The sequence below is a fragment of the Pseudomonas sp. FG1 genome, from assembly GCF_034313875.1.
Lineage (GTDB): Bacteria > Pseudomonadota > Gammaproteobacteria > Pseudomonadales > Pseudomonadaceae > Aquipseudomonas > Aquipseudomonas veronii.
Genome location: NZ_JAVIWP010000001.1, coordinates 1,558,613 through 1,582,876 on the forward strand (window position 1 = coordinate 1,558,613; position 24,264 = coordinate 1,582,876).

The following is a 24,264-nucleotide window of genomic DNA, read 5'->3' on the forward strand; positions in this document are numbered from 1 at the left end:
AAGGCCGATTTTTATCGGTTATAAAGTCGGCCTTCACCCTTTCGGAGCCCTGATCGCCATGACCACCCTGCACAGCACACCTCGCGCCGATGGCTTTCATATGCCTGCCGAATGGGCGCCACAGACCCAGGCCTGGATGATCTGGCCCGAGCGCCCGGACAACTGGCGCCTGGGTGGCAAGCCGGCGCAGGCCGCGCACGTGGCGGTGGCCAAGGCTATCGCGCGTTTCGAGCCGGTCACCGTGGCGGTTTCCGCCGGCCAGTACGAAAACGCCCGTGCCCGCCTCGACGTGCCCAATATCCGCGTGGTGGAAATGTCCAGCGACGACGCCTGGGTGCGCGACACCGGCCCGACTTTCGTGATCGACAACCGTGGCGAAGTGCGCGGCGTAAACTGGGATTTCAACGCCTGGGGCGGTTTTGACGGCGGTCTGTATGCGCCGTGGAACCGTGACGCGCAGGTCGGCGGCAAGATCCTCGAGATCGAGCGTGCGCCGCGCTACCGCACCGAAGGGTTTGTGCTGGAAGGCGGCTCGATTCATGTCGACGGCGAAGGCACCCTGATCACCACCGAAGAATGCCTGCTCAACCGCAATCGCAACCCGCATCTCGACCGTGCAGCCATCGAGGCGGTGCTGAGCGCCAACCTGGCTGTGGATAAGATCATCTGGTTGCCAGACGGCCTGTTCAACGACGAAACCGACGGCCATGTGGATAACTTCTGCTGCTATGTACGCCCGGGCGAAGTGCTGCTGGCTTGGACCGACGACCCGCAAGACCCGAACTACTCACGCTGCCACGCCGCCATGGACGTGCTGCAAAGCAGCACCGATGCCCGGGGCCGCTCGTTCACAGTGCATAAAATGCCGATTCCGGGGCCGCTTTATGCCACCGAAGCAGAGTGCGCGGGTGTGGACCCGATGGACGGCAGCCAGGAGCGCAACCCTTCCGTGCGTCTGGCCGGTTCCTACGTCAACTTCCTGATCGTCAACGGCGGCATCATCGCGCCGAGCTTCGACGACCCGCTGGACAACCGGGCCCGTGAAATCCTGCAGAACCTGTTCCCGCAGCACGAAGTGGTGATGGTGCCGGGCCGCGAACTGTTACTGGGTGGGGGCAATATCCATTGCCTGACCCAACAACAGCCTGCCCCGCAGAAAAATTGAGTGCGGTTGTAACAACGTCGGAGCGACGACCGAGCGCCACTCGGTTCTAGCGTTCACAGCAAGCCCGCGGCCCCGTAAGGCCGTGGGCTTTTTTGTGTCCAACTGCCTATAAATACTGCACATTGGCATAGCTCTTGTATTGGTATTGTCACAGTGGCCCACGGTGATGACTGCGCAGTTCTGTCATAAACCTTGAGTAAGTTAGCCGCTCATGCAGTAGGAGAGAGCGCTGAAATGAATGTCGATATCAACTTGATGCACACGCGCACGTTCCACCCCGTGCGAGTCAACAGTGACGAAATCCATGCGCTGGCGCTCTGGTTGAAGGCACATGGCTCACGGCAGGTCAGGCAGCCGCCTGATTTATTCAGTGTGATGAGTGAGCGCTACCCGGCAGGCTTGTTCAGCGACGAAGAAATGCACGCATTGTGCGAATTGATGAATAACTGAGAACTCGCCGATCAACCATCGGCGAGGGAACATGTTCGCTATTGCGGTGTGCCCTTCACTGAATAAGTGATTGAGCTATACCTGTCGCGAGCAGGCTCTCATTTAAAGTCGGTTCAGTCTCAGAAACGGCAGGTTCCCCTCACCATGATGTGACGACAGATCTTCGGGCTGAATCTGCGTCACATGGTTCGCTTAAGCGCATAAGACCTTACTTGAGAATAATGACAATTATTTGCATTTGGGTGCATGCCTGTTCCCACGCGTTCGACTTATAAAATATGTTAGTGAGTCCGTATTTTTTCTGTATGGATAAGACTTCCAGGCGATGGCCAAAGCGCTGTAGGCCGTGGCTTAGAATTTTTTTGCCTAAATACAGACGATTCGCGAAATTGACACATAGTTCAACGCGAGACTAGCATTGCGTCCAACGCCTGTGGCTAACAGCCATGACTTAACCAATAAGAAAAGGCCCGCGGCAGTTCAGTCGTCCGCGGGCTTTGTTTTTTTCGGAAAAAGTCGACACCAAAACAGCAATATGGAGCCTGGTGTCATAGCGCGTACTCAACCAGTAATAAGGAATATAAGAAATGTTGAAACAACGGATGAGTCTGATCGCTCTGGGGATTTTGAGCGCATCGACAGCCATGGCAAACGACCAGGAGCAATCCAAGGGTTTCGTTGAAGACAGCCACCTGAACATCGCCGCACGTAACGCTTACATCAGCCGTGACTACAAGAACGGCAAGCAAGACAAAGCCGAATGGGGCCAAGGCTTCATCGGCAAGTTCGAGTCCGGTTTCACCCAAGGCACCGTCGGTGTCGGTGTGGACGTGATTGGCCAATACGCCATTCGCCTGGACGGCGGTAAAGGCCGCAGCGGCGCGGGCGGTATCGACTTCTTCAAGCAAGGCGACAGCGGCTCTGCCGCCAACGACCTGGCCAAAGGCGGCGCGGCGGTGAAGTTCCGCCTGTCCAACACTGTGCTCAAGTACGGCGACCAGTTCCCGAACGTGCCCGTGCTGGCTTACGACAACTCTCGTCTGTTGTCGGAAACCTACACCGGTACCTCGATCGTTTCCAAAGAGATCGAAGGTCTGCAACTGGACGCGGGTCACTTCACCAAGGAAGCGCGTAAGAGCGCTGAAGGTACCGACAGCGGCCGTCTGAAAAGCATCGATTACATCGGTGGTAGCTACAAATTCACCGAAAGCCTGTCGGCAGCGCTGTACGCCTCCGACATGCAGGACGTGCTGAAGAAGCAATACGTCAACGTCAACTACGTACTGGCCCTGCCGGAAAAGCAGTCGCTGACGTTTGACTTCAACGGCTACAAGACCAAGCTGGATCGCAGCTTCGCCCTGGAAAACCAAGGTGATGCAGACGCGCGCGACAACAAAATCTGGAGCCTGGGCGCCACGTGGGCTGTTGGTCCGCACAGCTTCACCGTCGCTCACCAGCGCAGCACCGGCGACACCGGCTACCTGTACGGCGGCTACCGCAACGATGGCGGCATCGGCGACGGCGGCAACACCATCCTGCTGGCCAACTCCTACTGGTCCGACTTCAACGGCAAGGACGAGCGTTCGTGGCAAGCGGCCTACGGCATCGACTTCGCTACCTTCGGTGTACCTGGCTTGACCTACAACGTGGCTTACGTGCGCGGTACCAACATCGACGACGGCAGTGGCCGTGGCGATGGCACCGAGCGTGAAATCTTTAACCAGTTCAAGTACATCGTCCAGAGCGGCCCAGCCAAAGACCTGAGCCTGCGTGCTCGTGCCTCGTGGTTGCGCGTTTCCAACAACGCTGACAAGTACAACGTAGGCGGTAACGAATTCCGCCTGTTCGCCGACTACCCGATCAACGTTTTCTAATTGATCCGGCGTCGCGCCTGATTGCAGGCGATAAAAAACCCCGACTGGTTCGGGGTTTTTTTATGTCGCGGGTTCAGTCCTGCCGGTTTTGCAGAATCTTGCGGGCGAGGGATGCGTTGACGTAGTCGGTCATCAGCGTCAGGCCTTCATAGGGTTCGATCCTCTTGTTGTCGATGCACAACTGCGCCATCTGCAACAGCACCTCGCCATCGCCACCACCTGGCTTACCAGCACGTAGGGCAACAACCGGCTGCCCAGGGAAAATACCTGCAGCAACTGTTCTCGCGACTGTTGCGCGCGCCGCCCCGCCCATTGCGTACCGGCCAGCGCGACCACGCCGATCAGCACGTTGACATAGGCTTGGGCTTGCTCGGGAACCCGCGCGCCCTCGGTGGCGCGCTGCAATTGCCATGTTCCAACGCCGGCCAGCAGCAAGGGAAAAATGATCAGCAGGAAAAGCAGTTTTATGGCGTTCATGGGAGTCCGTTCGCAACGCAGAAAGCGAACGTTTATACCGAAGAACAGGTGGGGTGGGCGAGAGGAGCGGTCTTCCCGGGCGTTAGGAAAAAGCGCCGCGGGAAGGAGGAGGGCTCTGTAGGCTAAATCGTCAGCCTCAGGCTTTAGCTGGCGCCAGTTTCTTGCAGTTTGCCTTGCGGGTCGGGTATTGCTCGCACTTGCGCAGCACGGTTTGCACCTGCTGCGCGTTCTGCAGTTGCTGGTTGGCCAGCAACTTCTCGGTGATGAACAGCTCTTCCGAGCCCAGGTTGCGTTCGGCCTTGTCGATCATCGCCAGTGCCGATTGCCCGTCGCCGCGCTTGAGGTGGTAGCTGATCATCAGGTCATAGGTCGACGGGCCGGCCAGGCTCCAGTCCTTGATGGCCTGCAACTCTTTCAAGGCTTCGCCGCTGTTGCCCTGGGCCAGGCGCACGGTATACGCCGTGCGCCGGATGCTTGGCTGGTCCTTGACCGGCGAGGCCAGGGCCTTGCGGATAAACCCGTCGGCCGCAGGCAGCTTGTTTTTCTCCAGGGCGTCGTTGGCGAAGTAGGCGTCCTTGTAGCCCTGCATGGCCTTGGCCACTTGTGGCGTACTTTTGATCTTCGCCCAGCTCTCGGGGTTGATGCGCGCGCGGCGCTCCTGGCGGTACTCGCGCTGCAGGTACTGGCGCAACTCGGTGTCGCGATCCATCGCCGACATGTGGGAGCGATTGAAATACTGGGTGGTCGCGGAAATGCTGGTGGTCAGCCCATCTTTGACCAGCACGTCCAGCTCCTGGGTGAAGCGGTTGAGATTGAACTGCTGCAGCGAATCCTGCATGGCGTTCTTGCGCGCGGTCAGGAAGCCGCTGAGCAACGGTTTCTGTTTGCCCTGGAAGTCGTTGAGGCGCTCCAGGCTATGGGTGGCGGCACGGGGCGCGTAACCGGCGCGGATCATCAAGTCGGTGCCGAGCAGGTCGGCCTGGTCTTCCTGGGTGCGGCCCCACGCGGTGCTCCACACATGGTCGGAAAACGTGTTGGCCAACGTGGTGTAGAGCACGGTGTTGCCGATGGTTTTCTGGGTGCCGGCGGGGTCTTTGCTGAACAGCTTCATCGTGCCGGAACTGCGGTCCACGCCGGTATCGGCGGCCATGGTGGCCAAGGCCACGGTGGAGGCCACTGTGGTGAACATCTCTTTCTGCTGCTGGAAGGCCGCCATGCGGTCATGGTGATGCAGCAGAACGTGGCTCATTTCGTGGCCGAGCATTGCAGCGATTTCATCTTCGCTGCCGACGTTGTCCAGCATGCCCAGCGGCACGAACACATTGCCGTAAGGGTCCGCCGAGGGCCCGAAGCTGTAGCTGTCGGTGATTTTCACCTGCAAGGCCGGCAACTCCCCCGGCCAACCTTTGGACAGGCGCGTGACAATCCCCTGCAGATACACCTGCAGCATCGGGATATCCACCAGGTTCTGCTGGCGTGCTTCGGCCGCCGGTAAGGCGCGCCCGTCATAGCTCAAGCGCTGCTGGCTCTGGCGTTGCGGGTCGAGCTTGTAGTACTGGCGCACGTCGGTGTTATCCACGTAGTGGCCCTGGACCCTGGATTGGGTCGACGGACCCACCAGGTTCAGGAACGCCTGGTCGGCGCCCTTCAATGTCGCGCAACCACTGAGTACCGTGCTGGCCAGTAAGCTGGCTGCCAATAGAGATCCCTTCACCGCACCGCTCCTTTTATTGATTGCAGCCCGCACCAAAACCGATGGTGGAGTTGTTGCGGCTGTCTTTGGTCTGGCTCTTGGTCAGGCCCTGGCAGGGCAGGTCGACCACATTGAGTGGCGGTTCGATGCGCAGGTCCATGGTGTCCAGCCAGACCTTCTGACCCGCCAGCTCAACCTGCACCAGATCCAGCGCCTTGTTGTACTGCAACACGGGGACGGGTTGAGTCGGCGCGTCTTTTTTCGGCAGCTCGCGCTGTTGTTTACCCTGCTCATCCAGCACCGCCACCGGGTCGGCCAGAAACGCCTTGATGCTGTGGGTTTCCGCCCAGGCACCCTGGGTGAAGAGTGCAACGAGCACGACGATCAGACTTCTGTTCATCCTTGGATTCCTTGAGTCAAATGACAAAGCGACGCGCTCAACGATCGCGATCGAAGAAGGCTTCGATCCGTTCGCTGAACAGCACCAACGACAGCAAAACAATGCCCAACACGTTCACCGGCGTGATGTGGCTGACGCTCAGCAGCACACTCACCGAGACGAGCACCGACATCACCAGCAGCCATGACGGGCACGGCGAAGAAAAAAACCAGATTTCCTGGCGCCGCCACCGGCTCCAGGTGCGCTGACCCGCCAGCCGCCGCGCGTGCAGCGCCTTGAGCACGGCAATCAACGCCAGCAGGCCCAGTTCTAGCAGGTCCAGCCAATTAAAGGGCAGGCCAGGGAAATTGGCAGGCTCATGGTCATAGTCCATGCCCGCATTGATCAGGTTGTCGAGGGCCATGGCATGCAGATAAACGCCAGGTAGCTGGCCGTGTACCGGCGACTCCACCAGATCACCCGTCGAGGTGATATTGGCCCCGACCAGGACCAGACGGTCGCGCAGCAACTCGGCGACCAGGGCTTGGTCGTCCGGGTCGCTGACTTCCAGGTCGCTCGCCGCCAACGTCAGCGTATAAGGGCAGCGTGCCTGCTCCGAGCCATCGAGTTTCCAGAACACCGCCTGAAGCAACTGCGCCAGGCCATCCAGCAAAAAATGCCGCGCCGGTGCGCAGTGGCGCACGTCGGCGATCCGCGCCTGCTCCGGTGCCAGCTTCAGCCCCCATTGCACCGCGATCGGTTGCCGGCGTGCGGCGTTTTGGGCGTCAACCGGCGGCGACGGGCAGGCCTGTGTCCCACAGAATGCGCGGTACAGCGCCAGGGCCGGTGTTTCCATCAGGCCTATGGGCGTATTCACCGCCAGCGGGTACTTGTCATCGACTCCATCCCATGCCACCAGGCCCGGGCGGCTGACCTCGACAAACGGTGCCAGCGTATTGGCCTGGCCTGCCTCACCCCGCTCCACCCCGGTATTGGCCAGCCACAACGGAATGCCCTGGCGTTGATAGCGCTCGAACACATTCGCCAATAACTGACTGCCCCGTGCCGGGTCGCCGAAAGAGTGGTCATGGCTGTAGAGCAAGTCGACAAACACCGCCTTGGGTTTGAACGCCAGCAAGCGCTTGAACAACTTGCTCTGCTCGCCATAGGGCATCGGCCAGGAGGTGGCGTTGCGCATCAGGTACGCGTCATCGATCAACACCACCGCCACCCGCTGCTGCCCTTCATGGGCGTAGTGGCTGGCGAACATCCGGTTGAGCCACTGCGCCGACGCCTTGTCGCTGGAACTGGCCAGGCCGAAAGGATCGAGGATCGCCAGCAGCACGATGAGGGCCGCCAGCCAATAGCGGCGGTATTTGAACAGCGGGGGGGGCGACAACATCCATGTCTCGATAAAAGGCAGCAGCAAGACAGGGTTTTTAACGTGGTGGGGAGGGGGTGTCAATTGGAAAGGTGGCGAAATGCCATATTCTGTGTGTGAATTGCCGGCGCAACCTGAAACATCGTGAGCAGGCACAAACAAAAAGGCTCATCTTTCGGCGACCCTTTCCCGTTACTGCTCAAGCATCAAGCTACGCCAAATGATTATCGGCGCTTCCACAGGTACGACTTGCGGTTGCAACGGCGCCTGTGTGTGCGGTGGCGGTTCCTCTGGTTCAGGCGCTGGGGGCTGATACTTGGCGGCGTGCGCGTTATCGACTGACATATTGTTGGAGTGCGCTTATTGGAGAGTGATGATGACTTTGCCTTTTGACCTGCCCTGCTCGACGTAGCGCAACGCCTCTGCCGTCGATTCAAAAGGGAAGGAACGATCGATGACCGGTTTGATGACGCCAGCTTCGATAAGCGAGCTGATTTTTTGCAGTTGTACGCCGCTGGCCCGCATAAACAGAAATGCATAGTTCACCCCGTGCTTGCGGGCTTTTCTACGAATACCGTTGCTCAGCAGGCGCATGACTTGTCGCAGCATCCAGGACAAGCCTTGCGCTTGGGCAAAGGCGGCCGTCGGTGGCCCGGAGAGGGAGATGAGCTGTCCACCGGGTTTGAGAACCTCCACCGATTTCATCAGCACATCCTTGCCCTGGCTGTTCAATACCACGTCGAAATCGTGTAATTCGCTCGCAAAGTCATGCTTCTTGTAGTCGATGACCACATCCGCCCCGAGCGCCTTCACCCATTCGACATTCGCCGTGCTGGTGGTGGTCGCAACAAAAGCGCCGAGGTGTTTGGCGAGCTGGATGGCAAACGTGCCGACACCGCCGGAGCCGGCATGAATCAACACCTTCTGGCCTTTTTTCAGCTGGGCGGTCTCAACCAGCGCCTGCCAGGCCGTCAAGGCGGCCAAGGGGACGGACGCCGCTTCGGCCATGTCCAGGTTCGAGGGTTTCAGCGCGAGTGCGTTTTCGTTCACGGCGATCAGTTCGGCAAACGTGCCAATGCGATCCTCGGGAGGGCGTGCATAGACTTCGTCTCCCGGGTTGAACCGCGTCACCGCCGAACCTGTGCGAACGACCACCCCCGCCAGGTCGTTGCCCAAGACCAATGGAAATGTATAAGGCAGGATCAGTTTGAATTCGCCGGTTCTGATCTTCGAGTCCAACGGGTTCACGCTCGTTGCATGTACCTGGATCAGAACGTCATGCACACCGACCGCAGGGTCGGGCACTTCGCCAAGCAGTCCGTTCTGCTTGCCGTAGCGGTCGATAAAAAATGCCTTCATGTTGCAACGCTCTTGTCGGTGGAATGAGAACGGGGCGCGGCCCCGGCAACGTTGATGCGATGAGACGTTCAGGCGTCGAGGAACGCCAAGGCCTTGCTCACGAAATCGCCAGGGTGCTGGAAAATGCTGCCATGCCCGGCGTCCGGGTAAATGACCAGTTGCGCGTCAGGGATTCGCTTTGCCAGCTCAAGCGAGTTGACCGTGGGCACCATGATGTCGTTGTCGCCGTTGGCGATCAGCGTCGGCATCTGCAAGCGCCCGAGGTCTTGCGGCGCCTGCCTGCCCCACGCAGTAATGGCTTTTAATTGCCGAAAAAACGCACGGGGTGTCGGGCCTTTGTCCCGGTCTTGCTGGCGTTCTTTCAGCCGTTGCAAATACTCGGCCGCGGCGCGTTGTCCGTTGGCCGTGCCGGTAAAGAATAGGTAGAACTTGGGATCGCGTAGGGTCAGCAGACCCTTGAGCATCAACGGCCAGGTCACCGAGCCGACGTTGTCGATGCCTGTGCCGCCGGCCGGTCCGGTTCCGGTGAGGATCAGCCGGCGCACGCGTTCGGGGGCTTTCAGGGCGATGTCTTGAGCGACGAAGCCGCCGAGTGAAAAGCCGAGCAGGTCCACCTTGTCCAAACCCAACGCACGGATAAAACCGATGCCATCGTCAGCCATTTCACCGACGGTCAACGGCGCGGCGCCACCCGAGCCACCGATACCACGGTAATCGGTGGTGATGACACGCCGGTTTTTCGCCAGACCGTCAATGATCCTGGGGTCAAAGTTATCCAGCACTGCCCCCCAATGGTTGAACATGACCAGCGGGACCTGCGTTCTGGGGCCCAGATCGCGGTAGGCAAAAGGTATCCCGCCCACCAGAACCGACTGGTTCGCCGCGTGGATAAATGACGACGGCGAACCGGGATGATTGCTGCTAGCCAAAAGAGTCATGTTTATTCCGTGCGATTGTGGAGCGAGGCCGACCTGCTCGACAGGGTTCAGACTTCAGTCAAATAACGCGGCGCCACGACGGACTGTCTGATCTGCGACAAAAGACCCTGACGTGCGGTTTGCAGGGCATCCCAGCGCTCGCCTTCTTGCAGCGGCGGAATGGTCACCGGTTCGCGGCGATCGAAGCCGACCAGTGCGGCATCGACCAGGTCAGCCACTTCCATGACTTCGCTCAAGGTGTTGATGTCGATACCGGCGCGATCCCAGATCTCCGTGCGGGTGGCCGCGGGCAATACGGCCTGCACATAAACACCCTGAGGCGAAAGCTCCAGGCTCAGGCCTTGGGAAAGGAACAGCACAAACGCCTTGGTCGCCCCATAGACCGACATACCAAACTCAGGCGCCAGGCCCACCACCGAACCGATGTTGATGATCGCGCCTGCACCGGCTTTGGCCAGGCGTGGCGCGATGGCGCTGGCGAGTCGCACCAGCGCCGTGGTGTTGAGGGCCACCAGCTGCGCCACGCTGTCGGTGCTTTGCTCGATGAAGCTGCCGGACTGCGCGGCACCGGCATTGTTGACGAGGATGCCGATGCGAGCGTCGTCCCGCAGGCGCGCTTCGACGGTGTGCAGGTCGCTGAGTTGAGTCAGGTCGGCCGCAAGCACTTCAACGGCGACGTTGTGTTCGCCACGCAACTTTGCGGCGAGCGTTTCCAGGCGCGCGTGGTCGCGGGCAACCAACACCAGATCATGCCCGCGTTGGGCAAAACGCTCGGCGTAAACCGCGCCGATGCCAGTGGAAGCGCCAGTGATGAGAACGGTAGGGTAAGTCGTCATGATGTCAGCTCTTTATCGGGAACATGGATTGATGCACGAATAAAAACCGGGCTCGATCAGCCAGTGCTCAGTTCGCGCGGGTGCTGGATTCGGCAAGCGTTGGGTAGTCGATGTATCCCGCCGCGCCGCCGCCGTAGAGCGTGGAGGGGTCGAAGGCGGACAGCGGCGCAGCGGTCTTGAGCCGCTCCACCAGATCGGGGTTGGCGATAAACGGGCGACCAAAGGCGATCAGGTCGGCCCTGTCATGCGCAAGGCGTGCGGTGGCCAGGTCCAGGTCATAGCCGTTGTTGGCGATGTAAGTGTTCTTGAAGCGCTGGCGCAAGGCGTCGAAATCAAAGGGCGCTACGTCGCGTGGCCCACCGGTTGCGCCTTCGACGACGTGCAGATAAACGATGTCCAGGGCATTGAGTTGATCGACGATGTAATCGAACTGAGCCTGCGGATCAGTGCTCGATACCCCATTGGCCGGCGAGACCGGCGAAAGGCGAATACCGGTGCGATCAGCACCAATCTCGGCGGCTACCGCGGCCGTCACTTCCAGCAGCAGGCGCGCACGGTTTGCGATCGAGCCGCCGTAGGCATCGGTGCGCAGGTTGGCGCCGTCCTTGATGAACTGATCCAGCAAATAGCCGTTTGCACCGTGGATTTCCACGCCGTCGAAGCCTGCCGCAATGGCGTTTGCCGCCGCTTGGCGGAAATCGTTGACGATGCCTGGGAGCTCGTCAATTTCCAGCGCGCGCGGCTCGGAAACGTCCTCGAAGCGATTGTTGACGAACACCTTGGTCGCGGCACGCAGCGCGGAAGGGCCTACCGGCGCCGCGCCGTGCGGTTGCAGATCCACGTGGGAAACACGGCCCACATGCCACAGCTGCAGGAAAATCTTCCCGCCCTTGGCGTGTACGGCATCGGTCACCTTGCGCCATCCCTCTATCTGAGCCGATGTGTAAATACCTGGCGTGTCCTGATAGCCCTGCCCCTGCTGGGAGATCTGCGAGGCTTCGGAAATCAGCAACCCCGCACTGGCCCGTTGGCTGTAATAGGCCGCAGCAAACTCACTCGGTACAAAACCCTTTCCGGCGCGATTGCGCGTCAGTGGCGCGAGAACCACGCGGTTCGACAGCGTCAGAGCGCCCAGTGTGTAGGGGGTAAACAGGTTCAAGTCGCTCATGGGTGTGTGTTCCGTGCCCGTTGGTAAATGGTCATCTTGCTTGCGATTAGGATGATGATCGAAATCTAAACTGTCAACGGTTTTGATTATGGTCGACATCTATGTATCATCAGCCGATGAATTTCAGCGGTAGAGAGGTATCGAACATGCGAGTGTCCAAGGCTCAGGCCCAGGCAAATCGGGAGCACATCGTCGAAACGGCGTCAGTCGTGTTTCGCGAGCGCGGCTTTGACGGAGTCGGCGTGGCCGACCTGATGGCCGCCGCCGGTTTCACCCATGGCGGTTTCTACAAACATTTCGGCTCAAAGGCCGACCTGATGGCCGAAGCCTCGGCCAACAGCCTTGCGCACTCACTGGCCAACGCCGAAGCATTGAGCGTGAAGGACTTCATCGATCTGTACGTCTCCAGGGAGCATCGCGACAGACGCGCCACGGGTTGCACCATGGCAGCGCTGTGCGGTGACGCAGCGCGTCAATCGGGCGACTTGAAATCGGCATTCGCTGAAGGCATCGAGCACATGCTGCAAACGCTCGGCGAAAAATACCCGACCGGCCCGGATGCGGCGCCGGGTGAGGCAAGGCAGAAAATGATCGACCTGCTGGCGCGCGCGGTCGGCGCGATCACGCTATCGCGCGCCTGCCCTGACGACTCGGCGCTGGCGGATGAGATTTTGGCGGTGTGTCATGGGCAGATGATCGAGTCGTTGTCGGAGTAGTTGGGGGGGTGATGGTTTTGGGGGGCAGGACTTGTTCGCTCACTACTCTCCCCTCAGTAAACGCCCGTTCACCGCTGAAACAACAAAGCCCTCGCATTTCTGCGGGGGCTATGTTTTGTATGGTGGCACCAGACGAACGGTACATTTCGGGGAGGCCAGGTTTTCCGGGTGTCTGGATTATGGTGGAAAATTCGGCGTACCCCAACTAGTAACTATAAATAAATCAGCTAGTTATGGCGTTCGGTGGAATCGAACTCGGGATTTGCGCTCACACATCAAATTGCTGACGATTGTCCCCTGATGGCTCCCTTCATCTACTAAGCATTAGTGAAAGCCGCGGTTTAGAAATGGGCCTTTTCGCCGCCGCGCTACTCGTATTGATTGGGATTCAGCCAGCGCCTAAAGTTGGTGCCGGCGACTTGCCAGCTAGCGGTTGAGAAACATGGAGCGTTACAAAAATCTCAGCGGTCAGTTAAACGTGTGGCATATGAATTGGGCAGGGTCGATTACCGTATAATTTGCTTCAGAACCAATAGAACCTACGATTATGTCTCCAATCGTCAAGGGCCCGGTATGGTCGCGGAATTGCAGCGGCTTGCGGTGGCAGGCCACGGACTCAACAGCTATATTTCAAGCGTTGTGAGGTCTAATGTTCTCGTAAATATTGAGTCGCATCACTTTAGAGGTAGTAGTAGGTACCTCCACCTTGTTGACCAGATTTTGAGCCTGCTTGTAGAGCGGGTGGGGCGGAAAAGACACCCATTACCCCTTTCCCCTTGAGTATCTGAGCAGCCTTGGATTGGACTATGGTTGGCAGTAGGGGGATTCTCGTATAAAAATAGTTAGTGAGTTAATTTTTTCTTAAGGAACATGAACTTAAACATCACTATATTTTCGCGTGAATAATGTGGTTGTCGTGATATTATAGAAACAGCTGTATCATAAAGAATATCTTGGGTTGGGTTCGCTTCAATAGAATCGCTCAATGTACTTCGAAAATAGCTATAGTTTAGATAAATATTAGGGGTGGTTTATGAAAGTTTTTGCTTCGAGAGATTTACCAAATCTGCCTAGTAAGGTAAAGGACTTAGTCTCGAGCGGAGTTTATGCACTGTTTTCTGTCGATTGTGCCGCCCAAAAATATGCACTTGTAGTAGGTCAAGGATCTGCTATTTATATGCTGGATTGTGACGGTAACGTTATCGAGAGCAGAGAGGGCGAGAGCCTTGAAAGGCTTAATGTACTTGATGCTGTAACTTTTTCAGGTAATGAAAGTGGCTTTGTAAAAATAAACGCTGCATAAGGATGTGTTGTGAGTAATCATTCAATCGGCGGTGCAGATACGTGCTGGGTTTTTATTTCGGATTCTGATGAAGTAAGGCATTTGTATGATGTAGTACATGGGGTGGCAGTACTTCATGCTAGAGGTGTTGATGATCAAGCAATTAGAATATTCACAAACCACTCTCAGGCATCCCTATACATATCTCCATATGGTTGTCCAAGTCCGATAGCTATCAGTGATTTCTCTCAGCAGTTAGCAGGTTTGGCGGGGTTTCGCTATGTTGTTATAGTCGCTACCGGCCATGGTCGGCCGGATGGGATAGGTTCAGCCAGAACAACAATAAAGCCACATGATTTAGTAGCTGCGGCAAGAGTGGTTCCGGGTATTGAATTGGCGGTAATCATACTTTCTCAGTGTTTTGCAGGTGTTTTTAATTATATAGATGCGACAGCTAGTCCTGCAATTGTAATGCTTGGCGCAACGAATTTGGGTTTAAGTATAAGTCCTCAAATCTCTCTTGGAGTGCCAGTTATAGGTAGTAATAATGGGGCCCCGGTTCAGCTTGGGAATTGGAATGCAAATGCATTCATGTTTTATTTTTTTAGGTGGATTCTAAATCCAAGCGATGTAGACGGTGATGGTCAGATTTCGCTAATAGATGCTTACAAGTTCGCAGGGGCATCCTCTACAGATGAAATATCAAAGATCAAGTCTCAATTATTCATGCGTTCCCAGGAGATTTCTATAGAACTTTCCCAGTACAAGGCGAAAATTAGTGCCGGCGGGTTAAGTGTTACAGAGAAATTGACCGTTGATAGCTTGAGGTCGGAGCTGAGCAACTATATAGCGGTTTTATATGTTAGTCAGGAGCCTTGGTTGTTACATGCTAATCTTGCGAGAAAAATATCTCTAATTTGATTGTATCGTTGCGGTGCTTACTACCAATTTCGTTCTAAAACGCTTTACACGAGCAAGGCCTATTACTGAGGGAAATGGGGGGTTATATTTTTGGCCGCGAGCCACCTATAAACGGAAGGACCCTTTCATTGCCTTGGGCTCCATCTGGGCGAGCTAGGTTTTCTGTAGGTCTGGAATCCGGTGGAAAATTTAGCGCTCCTCAATTAGTAACTATTAATAGATCAGCTAGTTGTGGCTTTCACTGGAGTCGAACTGGGGGGCGTCATGATATGAGGGCGATTAGATTAAAATAATTGTTGTCAACGTAGCTTGCTGCGCCTCGCTAAAATTGTTTGATGGTCTTGCTGAAGTAGTTCGATTAGAAAATTGCTAGCGATAGAGAAGGTAGTCAGGAGGCACCCATAAATTAACCGTGATTTTCAGTCTGTCTCGTGGGGCATTAATGGCATGTGGCAACTAAACTCCTATGGCTTCCACGCCTATGGTGGGGGCGGAGGAAGCGGCAGGCTTGTTCCCGGCGTCCAGACGTTTTTCAGAGCTATTGACACCGATTTTGGTATGGCAAACTGATGCGTCAATGTGCCATTATCGGCCTTTCGTAATCAAGGATCGGCCATAATGGACTTTTTGAGTTCTCAAGTTTCAGATAAGGTTTATTTGAAAGGTATCTGTTTTGAGGGTGTGCACAATAGGTACAGATTAAACGTTGATTTCAATGAGTCGCTTAGTATTCTGCACGGTCAGAATGGTACCGGTAAAACGACGTTACTGCATGCTATAGCTAATATAGCAAATTGTGATTTTTTAAGATTCTCGTTCATCAGTTTTCGATTCGTAAAGGCTTTTTATTCTAATGGTAACTGGGTGTCTGTTACCAAGCAGGAAAATCATTGTCTGGTTGAGTGCGCTTCCGGTGATAGCTTTACCTTCACCTCGGAACAGGCTATGGAAGTTTTAAGAAGGAATGAAGAAGATAGATTTAGAAGAGAGTACTCTGTTGAGATTCTTCATCGACAGAAGCAGTTTGTCGAGTCTAATGAACTCCACTTAATCAAGACCTCATATTTCCCGGCATTTAGGACTATTTTGGAAGCTTGGTCTGCTCAAATGGAAGATGATCGGCCGCCACAACTCAAAGGGCGTTCTGTTTCGGCTACTCGCAAGGTAACCGAGTTCTCGAGAAATTTATTTGGGCAGTTTTTGCCTAAAATTAACTTTCCATCTCCTTTAGATATTGAGAATAGTTTAAGGAACGAAATCAGAGACGCGCAGATGAAAATTGGTAGGTATGATAGTTCAGTGTTTACCGATTCGTTTGTAAAGGTATTTTCTGCTTTGCTTCGTGGCGAACAGGGGAGCGCGCAAGAAGCAGAGGAAATACTCAAAGAAATATCGGATTTAACAAGTGCTCCTAATAATAAAATGCTTTTAGATGCGGAAGGGCCGACCCAGGACACATACCATCAGTTGCAAGTATTAATCGGGTCGGGAGGTCGATCCGAGGATCTAGCTAGTTCCGCAGTAGGCGCCCTAAAGGTATATCGAGACGCATTAAAGGATAGAAAAAAATTCCAATCTAGAATATTTGATGAGGTTGATAAATATTTTGATGCAGTAAATGCATTTTTAGATAAAGAGAAAAAAGAACTTCGATACGAAATAGATCCGAATAGAAGACTTCCTAAAGTAGGTCTGCGATTCCCTGATAATACTTGGAGTAGCATTTTGGTAATGTCTTCTGGAGAGCGGCAGCTTTTAACAATGCTATACGCTGTTACCAAAATGAATGAAGATGCGTTGGTTTTGATCGATGAGCCAGAACTGTCGTTGCATATCGATTGGCAGGAGGAGCTACTTGGAAAAATGATGGGGCAGCTTGGGGGGCGCCAAATTATCGTGTGTACTCATTCGCCGTCAATTGCCAATGATTACAATGATTATATGATTGAAATTTCGCCGCATTTTGATTTAGGGCCGCTCGCCGCATTATCATCAAGTGTTGATGATGATGAGGAGTTAATCTGATGGAGCAATTGCAATATGATCTCATCACATACCTGACATCTGTGAAGATGAGCTCAAAAATTAGAGTTATGGTTGAGGGGCGGGACGATAAAGCACATGTATCGAATGTTATTGCAAGGCTTTGTAGTGGGGTAAAGTTTAAGGTGGATGTTGCTGCTGATATAAAGGGGATTTGTCAGCAGACAGGGAAAAATAATCGGGCGAAAATAGAGAAAGCGCATGAATTGATAAAGGATACCGGTCATCACAAAAGACTACTTTTTCTCTGTGATCGAGAAGCTAGAGGCTTTGCTGTGAATGATTGTGTTCGTGATGAAATTAATGGGCATTATGTAGATGGCCAGTTATCTTGGACGGCCGGACATTCAATTGAGAACTACTTTCTAAACTCTAATTTCATTGAGAGCGGGCTTAGGTACTTGACGCCGTCGGCATTTAAAGATAAAGCAATAGCGCTGTTCGTCCAAACATTTCCTTCAGCTATAAAGATGATTGCCACTTCAACTCTGGCAGCATATCAGATGAAAAGCGTCTCATATCCTTGCGGGGCGATCGGATGGAAAAATGTTAGGCTGGATGGAGCGGGTAATATACGTGTTGAGTTTTCAACTATTCAGAATCCTTTAATCAAAAAGTTTGAAGAAGCCTTTTTGCAGTTTGAAAGTTGTATTGACTTATCCGATCTTGATGTGTGTGTGAAATTATGTAGGGGGCATACGGCGATAGTTTTGCTAAAAAGGGTATTTGCAGCTTGCTTGTGCTTCGTGATGACGAGTGCAGGAGATGAGTCTGCAGTGAATGAAGCGAATATTTTCGACAGCATAAATGAAAAATTGATTTCTAATGTGTTGTCTGAAGAGTGGATGAAGGAGATTGATCGGGGGGGGATTGACTATCCAATAGCTCTGGTGGATGCTATTGGTTCCATGTCTGCTTAGTTGTTTTGTTACGTTATTTTTGCCATTTTGCCATTTTGCCATTTTGCCATAGGTGGTATGCAGGTGTCGTCGTTTCAGCAACCTTAAAGCGTCAATTGTCTGCATGGCACCTATTATTTTATAAAGTAGAGAAGTAACGAGAAATCATGGTATTTAATAATTGGATGAATCATGTTCTAAGTAAGGACTGATCGTTGGTAGCACTAAGCTTCAAGTTGAAATGTTAAGTTTGGCGCTATCCTGATGATAATATTACCGCAGAGAGCTGCTTCAAATTGAGGAGAATTAAGTCGGCTAGTAGAGGCTCGCAGAAAATCATGACGGTGGCCGGGTCCATGTTCCGGCCGCCACTAGAGCACAGCCCTCGTCTCTGATCACTCAGTCTTGCTGTCCCCTAATGGCTACCGCCAAATATGTCTTTGAATGTCTGCGGCGCCGCGTTGCTCAGTTGCCGGCCATAGCCAAAATTGCGCCCATCTCGCCTACCCACCAATCCCATGATCGAACTCCTCTTCAAGCCAAACCTTTGAAGCCTTTCCCCACGTCATCCCGCCAAGAATGTTGAGTGTTATCAGGGATCAAGGCCCCTGCGACCGGTGAGGGTTGTCCGCTAACGCGGGACTGGCGGCTCCTTACGACCGGGAGCTTGGGCATCTCATGATCTGGCCTCCTGAGCACTTCCTCAGAAGTGGGCGGGTGGAGGCTGCACTGGCTGACGAGACCGGTGCCGCGAGATCCTGAGTCGGGTGAAGGCAGTGAGGCGATGACCGGGGCATGCCTGACTGTCAGTCAGGTGCAGTCCATTCCCTGGACTGCGGCACCATCATCGGCATCGCTGCTCCTAGTGACTTCGGTGTTTGTCACGCCGATTGTCACGAGGGGGAATGCCGCAAAGCCTTGTACGAGTTGGGCTGCAGCAGCGGTTGGAGCGCCCGTCTCTTTCCGGAAGAAAGAGACGGGCGCAGTCTGGCGCAGTGAAATGGCCAAGCGGATAGATTGCTGCAGGGCAGCTGGGTAGGGGGATGTATTTGCCGCAATGGCAATGATCTGAAGTAGGCATCCATCACTCGGTGAGTGACCGTGCGAGCCGCCGGACGCTAATCGCACTTTGGGAGAACCACCACGGTGTGGCGTAGCCTTAAAGGTTCTGGCTACCTGGGTTGCTGTCAACGACAGCACTTGCTCGATCTTTTCTACGCCTGTGGATAATTTGGGTCAAGGCTCGAATTTTCGGGAATTCTGCGGCTGTGGATGAAATTATCCACCGGTGGAAATCAGTGGTTTTCCACAGACAGTTGCGTGGGCTTTAGATTTTTTAAGTGAGGTCCATCCAAGCAGGGCGGCTTTGCAGCCCCGCTTGGATGGACCCGCGTGGAAGGGCGGACTGCGGTGATCTCACAGGCTTACCCACGTTTGAATGCGCCACGGCTTTTTTGCAGGGCGGTGATGTTGTCACCGACTGGGTGAGCGAATTCGTGAGGCGTCACATGCCCATGGCGGTTGGCGTCGATGTAGTTGCTCCACCACGCCATGATCAGCCGGCGCTGCTCCAGAAATTCAGCCTTGTGGATATACGCGGCGCGCACGCGGTTGCGTTCCTTGTGGCTCATTTGTCTTTCGATGGCTGCGTCGGTCCATAACCCGGACTCCAGCAGAGCGCTACAGGCCATGGTCCTGAAGCCGTGGCCGCACACGTCCTTGCTGGTGTCATAGCCGACGTTGCGGAGCATGGTGTTCACCGTATTCTCGGACATGGGCTTCCAGTACTTGTGGTCGCCCGGTAGCACCAACTCTGAAAAGCGACTGAGGCTGCGCAGGCGCTCCAGTATTTCGATGACCTGCGGCGATAGCGGAACCATTTGAATGTCGCCGTTCATTTTGGTCCCGCGTGTGGAGTTGCGTACCCCTTCAATCGGTGCGCGCGTATCTGGGATTTCCCACATGGCGCGTTGAAGGTCGAACTCACTCCATCGCGCGAAGCGCAGTTCGCTGGAGCGGACGAATACATGCAACGTCAACAGGACGGCAAGGCGCGTCAGCTCGCGACCGTTGTAGTTGTCGATGCGTTGTAGCAGTTCGGGTAGGCGGTTGAGGGATAGGGCGGGGCGATGGACTGTGCGCGGCGCGTGAATCGAGCCTGCCAGATCCAGTGCAGGATTCATGGTGATCTGCCGAGCCCTTTTGGCCCCGCGCATGATGGTGGATAAGTAGTTCTGTACCCTTAACGCCACATCCATGGTGCCGCGTTCCTTGATGCGCTGGGTGATCTCTAGCAGGTCATGGGTATCGAGTTCAGCGATGGGGCGTTGGCCGATCAGCGGGAAGACGTGGGTACGCAGTCGGCTCATCACGGTTTTTGCGTGTCCTTCGGTCCAGCGACGGGACATGTCGGCGTGCCACTCCAGAGCAACGGTTTCGAAAAGCAATGCCGCACGCTGGGCTACGATCTTGGCCTTCTTTTTTTCTTCCATTGGGTCGAGGTTGTCTAGCAGCAACGCCTTGGCTTCGTCTCGCTTACGCCGTGCGACGGAAAGGGTAACGATGGGGTAATTACCGATGATGAGCGTGCCTTCCTTGCCGCTGGGCTTGGTGTACTTCAAGCGCCAGGTCTTCACGCCATTGGGTTTGACGAAAAGGTACATGCCTCCGCCGTCGAACAGTTTGTAGGCGCGTTCGCGGGTTTTGGCCGTGCGGCATTGCAGGTCGCTGAGGGGGATCGCTAGACGTGGCATAGGGGTACGCGCTCCTGACCGGGAAATCGCAGTACCCCTAACATACCCTCGGGGAAGGGGGATTTTGTTGGATCCCGACGGAGGGTCCTGGAACGAAAAAACCCGCCAAAGGGCGGGTTTTCGGGGCTTCCAGAGCATTCGGTGGAATGCAATGGAGCCTAATGTGGTGCCGGCACCAGGAGTCGAACCCGGGACCTACTGATTACAAGTCAGTTGCTCTACCAACTGAGCTATACCGGCGTGTTAGGGCGACGATTATAGCGATTGAAAAAGTTCTGTAAACCCCTGAAATCTGACTATTTTTGCGAAAACCCAAGTTTTCGCCCTTCGCCCTGCATTTACCTGCTTCTCCCGCAGCAAAATGCCCCGATCAGCGCTCGTGCATGGCCTCTGCACGGGATTTGATGATTGGCTTGAGCAGGTAGCTCAAGATGCTCTTCTTGCCGGTGATGATGTCCACAGAGGCCACCATGCCGGGGATGATCAGCAGGGGTTTGTCGTCGGTGCCGAGGTGGCTGCGGTCGGTGCGCAGTTTGATGACGTAGAAGGTGTTTTTCTTCTCTTCATCCATCACGGTGTCGGCGCCGATCTGTTCGAGTTTGCCTTTGAGGCCGCCGTAGATGGTGTAGTCGTAGGCGGTGAATTTGATCATTGCTTCCTGGCCGGGGTGGAGGAAGGCGATGTCTTGCGGGCGGATCTTGGCTTCTACCAGCAAGGTGTCGTCCAGCGGTACGACTTCGGCGATGTCGCTGCCGGGCTGGATCACGCCGCCCACGGTGTTGACCAGCATTTGCTTGACGATACCGCGCACGGGGGAGGTGACCATGGTGCGGCTGACGCGGTCTTCCAGGCCTTTGGAGGTGGCTTGGGCCTTGCTCAGGTTGGTGCGCGCTTCGTTCAGTTGAGCCAGGGCTTCGCTGCGGAATTTGCCGCGGGTCTCGTCGATTTTGCGTTGCACTTCGTTGATGGCGGCCTGGGCGCGGGGGATGGCCAGGGTGGTGCCGTCGAGCATGCCGCGGGTTTCCACTTCGGAGCGTTTGAGGCGCAGCACTTCTACCGGCGAGACCGCGCCCTGTTGTACCAGCGGTTCGGACATGCCGATCTCCTGGCGCAGCAGGTTCAGGCTGTTGCGGTATTGGTCCTGCTTGGAGGCGAATTCACGCAGTTCCTGCTGGCGTTGCAGCAGTTGTTGTTGCAGCCCGCCGATTTCGTCCGACAGTTGCTGGCGTCGGCTCAGGTACAGCGACTCTTCGTTCGACGCCTGGTTGGGCACGGCTTTGCGCGCGTCTTCGGTAATGTTCAGCGGGCGATTTTCGACTTCGGCGCTGAGACGCTCCACACGCAGTTCCATGGCCACGCGGTCGGCTTCGGTTTCGTCGACGTTGGAGGCAAAGCGTGTGTCGTCCAGGCGTACCAGCGGCGCACCGGCGTCGACGATTTGGCCTTCATGCACGTAGATCTGGGCGACGATGCCGCCTTCCAGGTTCTGGATTTTCTGGATGCGCGAGGAGGGGATCGCTTTGCCTTCGCCTTTGGTCACTTCATCGATGATCGCAAAGTGCGCCCACAGTATCAGGAACACGAAGAAGCCGATCACGCCCCAAATGGTCAGGCGCACGATGCGCGGGGCGTCGTCGACCAGGGCTTTTTCGACTTCGGGCAAGGGCTGGTCTTCGAGCGAGTCAGTGCCTCTGAAATAGCCGAAGATGACGTCTTTCAAACGGCGTGGGCCGGATTTAAGCAACACTGATCTGCCCCTTTTTCAGCGCTTCCATGACGGCCGCTTTTGGACCGTCCGCGAGTATCTGGCCACGGTCGATCACCAGCAGGCGATCCACCAGGCTCAATAGCGAGGCGCGGTGGGTGACCAGAATCACCGTCTTGTTTTCGATCACTGACTGCAAGCGCTGTTTCAGGCGCTCTTCGCCGGTGTTGTCCATGGCGCTGGTCGGTTCGTCCAGCAGCAGGATCGGTGGGTTCAGTAGTAACGCACGGGCGAGGGCGACGTTTTGTCGCTGGCCGCCGGAGAGGTTTTGCCCGCGTTCGCCCACTTGCAGTTCGTAGCCTTGCGGATGCAGCCTGGCAAATTCATGCACGCCGGCCAGTTCTGCGGCTTGCAGCACCATTTCGTCGTCCACGTAGCGCGCACCCGAGACGAGGTTGTCGCGTAAGGTGCCGGCCAGCAGTTGGATGTCCTGGGCCACGTAGCCGATGTTGTGGCGCAATTCGCTGACATCGATCTGGCGAATGTCCACGCCATCGACCAGCAACGAGCCCGAATCCGGCTGGTAAAGACCGACCAGCAGTTTGGCCAGCGAGCTTTTGCCCGAGCCGCTGCGCCCGATGATGCCGATCTTCTCGCCCGCCCGCACATTCAGGTTGATGCCGCGCAGCGCCAGGTTTTGTTGGTTCGGGTAGGTGAAGTCGACTTCGCGGAACGTCATCGCGCCTTGCAGCGCCTTGCGGCTGAGCGGGCGTTCGTCGTAGTTGCGTTCTTGCGGCAACTCCATCATCTGGTCGACCGAGACCATCGTCACCTTGGCTTGCTGGTAGCGCGTCAGCAGCCCCGACAGTTGCGCCAACGGGCCCAGTGCGCGACCGCTGAGCATGTAGCAGGCAACGAGGCCGCCCATGCTGAGGGCGCCATCAATGATCTGGTACACGCCGAAAATGATCATCGCCACGCCGGCCACTTGCTGGATCAGCAAGGTGATGTTCATGGCCAGGCCGGACAACACCTTGACCCGCAGTTCCAGGCGGCTGAGGGTGCCAATGGTCTGTTCCCATTGATACTGGCGCTCGCTTTCTGCGTTATTGACCTTGACCGCATCGAGCCCGGCGAGGGTTTCGATCAGGCTCGACTGACGCTCGGCGCCCAGGGCCATGGTGCGCTCCAGTGTCGCAGTCAGCGGTTTCTGGAGCATGTGGCCGATACCCAGGGCCAGCGGGAAGGCGATGATCGGAATCCACACCAGGTGGCCGCCGAGCATGGCGATCACCACCAGGATGATCAGGGTGAAGGGCAGGTCGATCAGGCTGGCGAGGGTCAGCGAGGTGAGGAAGTCGCGCATCCCCTGGAATTCATGGATGTTCTGCGCAAAGCTGCCGACCCGCGCCGGGCGCACTTTCATGGCCATGCCCACGATGCGCTCGAACAGCGTCGCGGAGATGATCAGGTCGGTTTTTTTGCCCGCCAGGTCCAGGCATAAACTGCGCAGGCTCTTGAGCAGCAGATCGAACAGGTACGCGCCGCAGATACCGATGGCCAGCACCCACAAGGTGGCGGTGGCCTGGTTGGGGACCACGCGGTCATACACGTTCATCACAAACAACGGTGCGGCCAGGGCGATCAGGTTGATCACCAGGCTCGCGGCGATTGCGTCGGCGTAGAGCCAGCGCGAGCGCTTGAGGGTGTCTCGGAACCACGAGCGCGCGCGCGGGATCAGCGTGCCGCTGGTGATGTCAAATTTATGCTGCGGTTGGGCGAAAAATACCCGACCGCTGTAATCCTGACTCAAGGTTTCACGGCTGACCTGTACTTCGCCGCCGTCGCTTTCGCTGAGCAGCAGTCGCGCCGTGTCGCCTTCCCAGCCCAACAGCACCGCGCTGCGCCCTTCCTTGAGCAGCAGCATGGCGGGCAGTGCGATGGATGGAATCTGTTCCAGCTTGCGCTGCAGCAACCGCCCCTGCAAACCCGCCCGAGCGGCTGCACGCGGCAGCAGCTCGGCGCTCAGACGCTGGGCCGCGAGTGGCAGCCCAGTGGTCAGCATTGCGCGGCTGGCGGGTTTGTAATGCAGTGAGCAGAGTGTCAACAACCCGTCCAGCAAGGGGTCGTCATGCTGACTGCGCGGGTCATGGTTGAGTTGCGCCACACCTATTTCAGAATCCAAGCTGACTCTCTCTTACTGCAGTTGAGTGGTCCAACGCCGT

Annotated in this window: 19 protein-coding genes, 1 tRNA gene and 1 pseudogene; 8 read left to right on the forward strand and 13 right to left on the reverse strand. The window is 56.0% G+C overall.

All coding sequences use genetic code 11. The features are described 5' to 3' along the window. Positions 1–58: 58 nt before the first annotated feature. The 3 genes from aguA to RGV59_RS07300 all read left to right on the forward strand — a co-directional run bounded on the left by aguA (position 59) and on the right by RGV59_RS07300 (position 3,489). Positions 59–1,165, forward strand: a complete 1,107-nt coding sequence (gene aguA / locus RGV59_RS07290) for an agmatine deiminase (RefSeq protein WP_126585930.1) — start codon at positions 59–61, stop codon at positions 1,163–1,165. A 234-nt stretch (positions 1,166–1,399) separates the two neighbouring features. After that, positions 1,400–1,615 carry a hypothetical protein gene (locus RGV59_RS07295; RefSeq protein ID WP_017848546.1) on the forward strand — a complete coding sequence of 72 codons (216 nt, stop codon included), beginning with the start codon at positions 1,400–1,402 and terminating at the stop codon, positions 1,613–1,615. Positions 1,616–2,202: 587 nt separating this feature from the next. Continuing rightward, entirely contained in the window at positions 2,203–3,489 is a 1,287-nt protein-coding gene (locus RGV59_RS07300) for an OprD family porin (RefSeq protein WP_017848545.1), read from the forward strand. 138 nt (positions 3,490–3,627) lie between these two features. Here RGV59_RS07300 and RGV59_RS07305 read toward each other — a convergent pair whose 3' ends face one another. From RGV59_RS07305 to RGV59_RS07340, 8 genes are all read right to left on the reverse strand, one after another. Continuing rightward, positions 3,628–3,966, reverse strand: coding sequence for a hypothetical protein (locus RGV59_RS07305; protein ID WP_126587337.1), 339 nt, complete (start codon positions 3,964–3,966; stop codon positions 3,628–3,630). Between the two features lie 136 nt (positions 3,967–4,102). Continuing rightward, positions 4,103–5,680, reverse strand: coding sequence for a M48 family metallopeptidase (locus RGV59_RS07310; protein ID WP_126587336.1), 1,578 nt, complete (start codon positions 5,678–5,680; stop codon positions 4,103–4,105). 13 nt (positions 5,681–5,693) lie between these two features. Further along, complete coding sequence (locus tag RGV59_RS07315; protein WP_017848541.1) at positions 5,694–6,059, reverse strand: hypothetical protein; 366 nt, start codon at positions 6,057–6,059, stop codon at positions 5,694–5,696. A gap of 37 nt (positions 6,060–6,096) precedes the next feature. Further along, positions 6,097–7,440, reverse strand: coding sequence for a CHASE2 domain-containing protein (locus RGV59_RS07320; protein WP_126587335.1), 1,344 nt, complete (start codon positions 7,438–7,440; stop codon positions 6,097–6,099). A gap of 339 nt (positions 7,441–7,779) precedes the next feature. After that, positions 7,780–8,778, reverse strand: a complete 999-nt coding sequence (locus RGV59_RS07325) for an NADP-dependent oxidoreductase (protein ID WP_104904116.1) — start codon at positions 8,776–8,778, stop codon at positions 7,780–7,782. Positions 8,779–8,846: 68 nt separating this feature from the next. Continuing rightward, positions 8,847–9,716, reverse strand: coding sequence for an alpha/beta fold hydrolase (locus tag RGV59_RS07330; RefSeq protein ID WP_126587334.1), 870 nt, complete (start codon positions 9,714–9,716; stop codon positions 8,847–8,849). A 47-nt stretch (positions 9,717–9,763) separates the two neighbouring features. Next, on the reverse strand, positions 9,764–10,552 hold the full coding sequence (locus RGV59_RS07335; RefSeq protein WP_126587333.1) for an SDR family NAD(P)-dependent oxidoreductase: 789 nt from the start codon (positions 10,550–10,552) through the stop codon (positions 9,764–9,766). Positions 10,553–10,619: 67 nt separating this feature from the next. Next, positions 10,620–11,720: an alkene reductase gene (locus tag RGV59_RS07340; RefSeq protein ID WP_126587338.1), complete on the reverse strand. Its 1,101-nt coding sequence runs from the start codon at positions 11,718–11,720 to the stop codon at positions 10,620–10,622. 146 nt (positions 11,721–11,866) lie between these two features. Between RGV59_RS07340 and RGV59_RS07345 the strand changes: the two genes are divergently transcribed. The 5 genes from RGV59_RS07345 (at position 11,867) to RGV59_RS07365 (ending at position 17,602) form a co-directional block, all read left to right on the forward strand. Beyond that, positions 11,867–12,436, forward strand: a complete 570-nt coding sequence (locus RGV59_RS07345) for a TetR/AcrR family transcriptional regulator (protein ID WP_126587332.1) — start codon at positions 11,867–11,869, stop codon at positions 12,434–12,436. Between the two features lie 1,033 nt (positions 12,437–13,469). Continuing rightward, positions 13,470–13,739, forward strand: coding sequence for a hypothetical protein (locus RGV59_RS07350; RefSeq protein ID WP_126587331.1), 270 nt, complete (start codon positions 13,470–13,472; stop codon positions 13,737–13,739). A gap of 9 nt (positions 13,740–13,748) precedes the next feature. Further along, positions 13,749–14,639 carry a hypothetical protein gene (locus tag RGV59_RS07355; RefSeq protein WP_126587330.1) on the forward strand — a complete coding sequence of 297 codons (891 nt, stop codon included), beginning with the start codon at positions 13,749–13,751 and terminating at the stop codon, positions 14,637–14,639. 618 nt (positions 14,640–15,257) lie between these two features. Then, entirely contained in the window at positions 15,258–16,664 is a 1,407-nt protein-coding gene (locus RGV59_RS07360) for an AAA family ATPase (protein ID WP_126587329.1), read from the forward strand. After that, positions 16,664–17,602 carry a DUF4435 domain-containing protein gene (locus RGV59_RS07365; RefSeq protein WP_126587328.1) on the forward strand — a complete coding sequence of 313 codons (939 nt, stop codon included), beginning with the start codon at positions 16,664–16,666 and terminating at the stop codon, positions 17,600–17,602. Before RGV59_RS07360 ends, RGV59_RS07365 begins: the two co-directional genes overlap by 1 nt. A gap of 397 nt (positions 17,603–17,999) precedes the next feature. On the opposite strand, the pseudogene RGV59_RS07370 reads toward RGV59_RS07365, so the two are convergent. The 5 genes and pseudogenes from RGV59_RS07370 to RGV59_RS07390 all read right to left on the reverse strand — a co-directional run. Then, positions 18,000–18,101: pseudogene (locus RGV59_RS07370) on the reverse strand (integrase); the annotation flags it as partial. A 904-nt stretch (positions 18,102–19,005) separates the two neighbouring features. Next, positions 19,006–20,334, reverse strand: a complete 1,329-nt coding sequence (locus RGV59_RS07375) for a tyrosine-type recombinase/integrase (protein WP_126585295.1) — start codon at positions 20,332–20,334, stop codon at positions 19,006–19,008. A 164-nt stretch (positions 20,335–20,498) separates the two neighbouring features. Continuing rightward, positions 20,499–20,574: transfer RNA gene (locus RGV59_RS07380), tRNA-Thr, on the reverse strand. A gap of 130 nt (positions 20,575–20,704) precedes the next feature. Beyond that, positions 20,705–22,081, reverse strand: a complete 1,377-nt coding sequence (locus tag RGV59_RS07385) for an HlyD family type I secretion periplasmic adaptor subunit (RefSeq protein WP_026140219.1) — start codon at positions 22,079–22,081, stop codon at positions 20,705–20,707. After that, positions 22,071–24,224 carry a type I secretion system permease/ATPase gene (locus tag RGV59_RS07390; protein WP_102618928.1) on the reverse strand — a complete coding sequence of 718 codons (2,154 nt, stop codon included), beginning with the start codon at positions 24,222–24,224 and terminating at the stop codon, positions 22,071–22,073. Before RGV59_RS07390 ends, RGV59_RS07385 begins: the two co-directional genes overlap by 11 nt. Positions 24,225–24,264 lie beyond the last annotated feature (40 nt).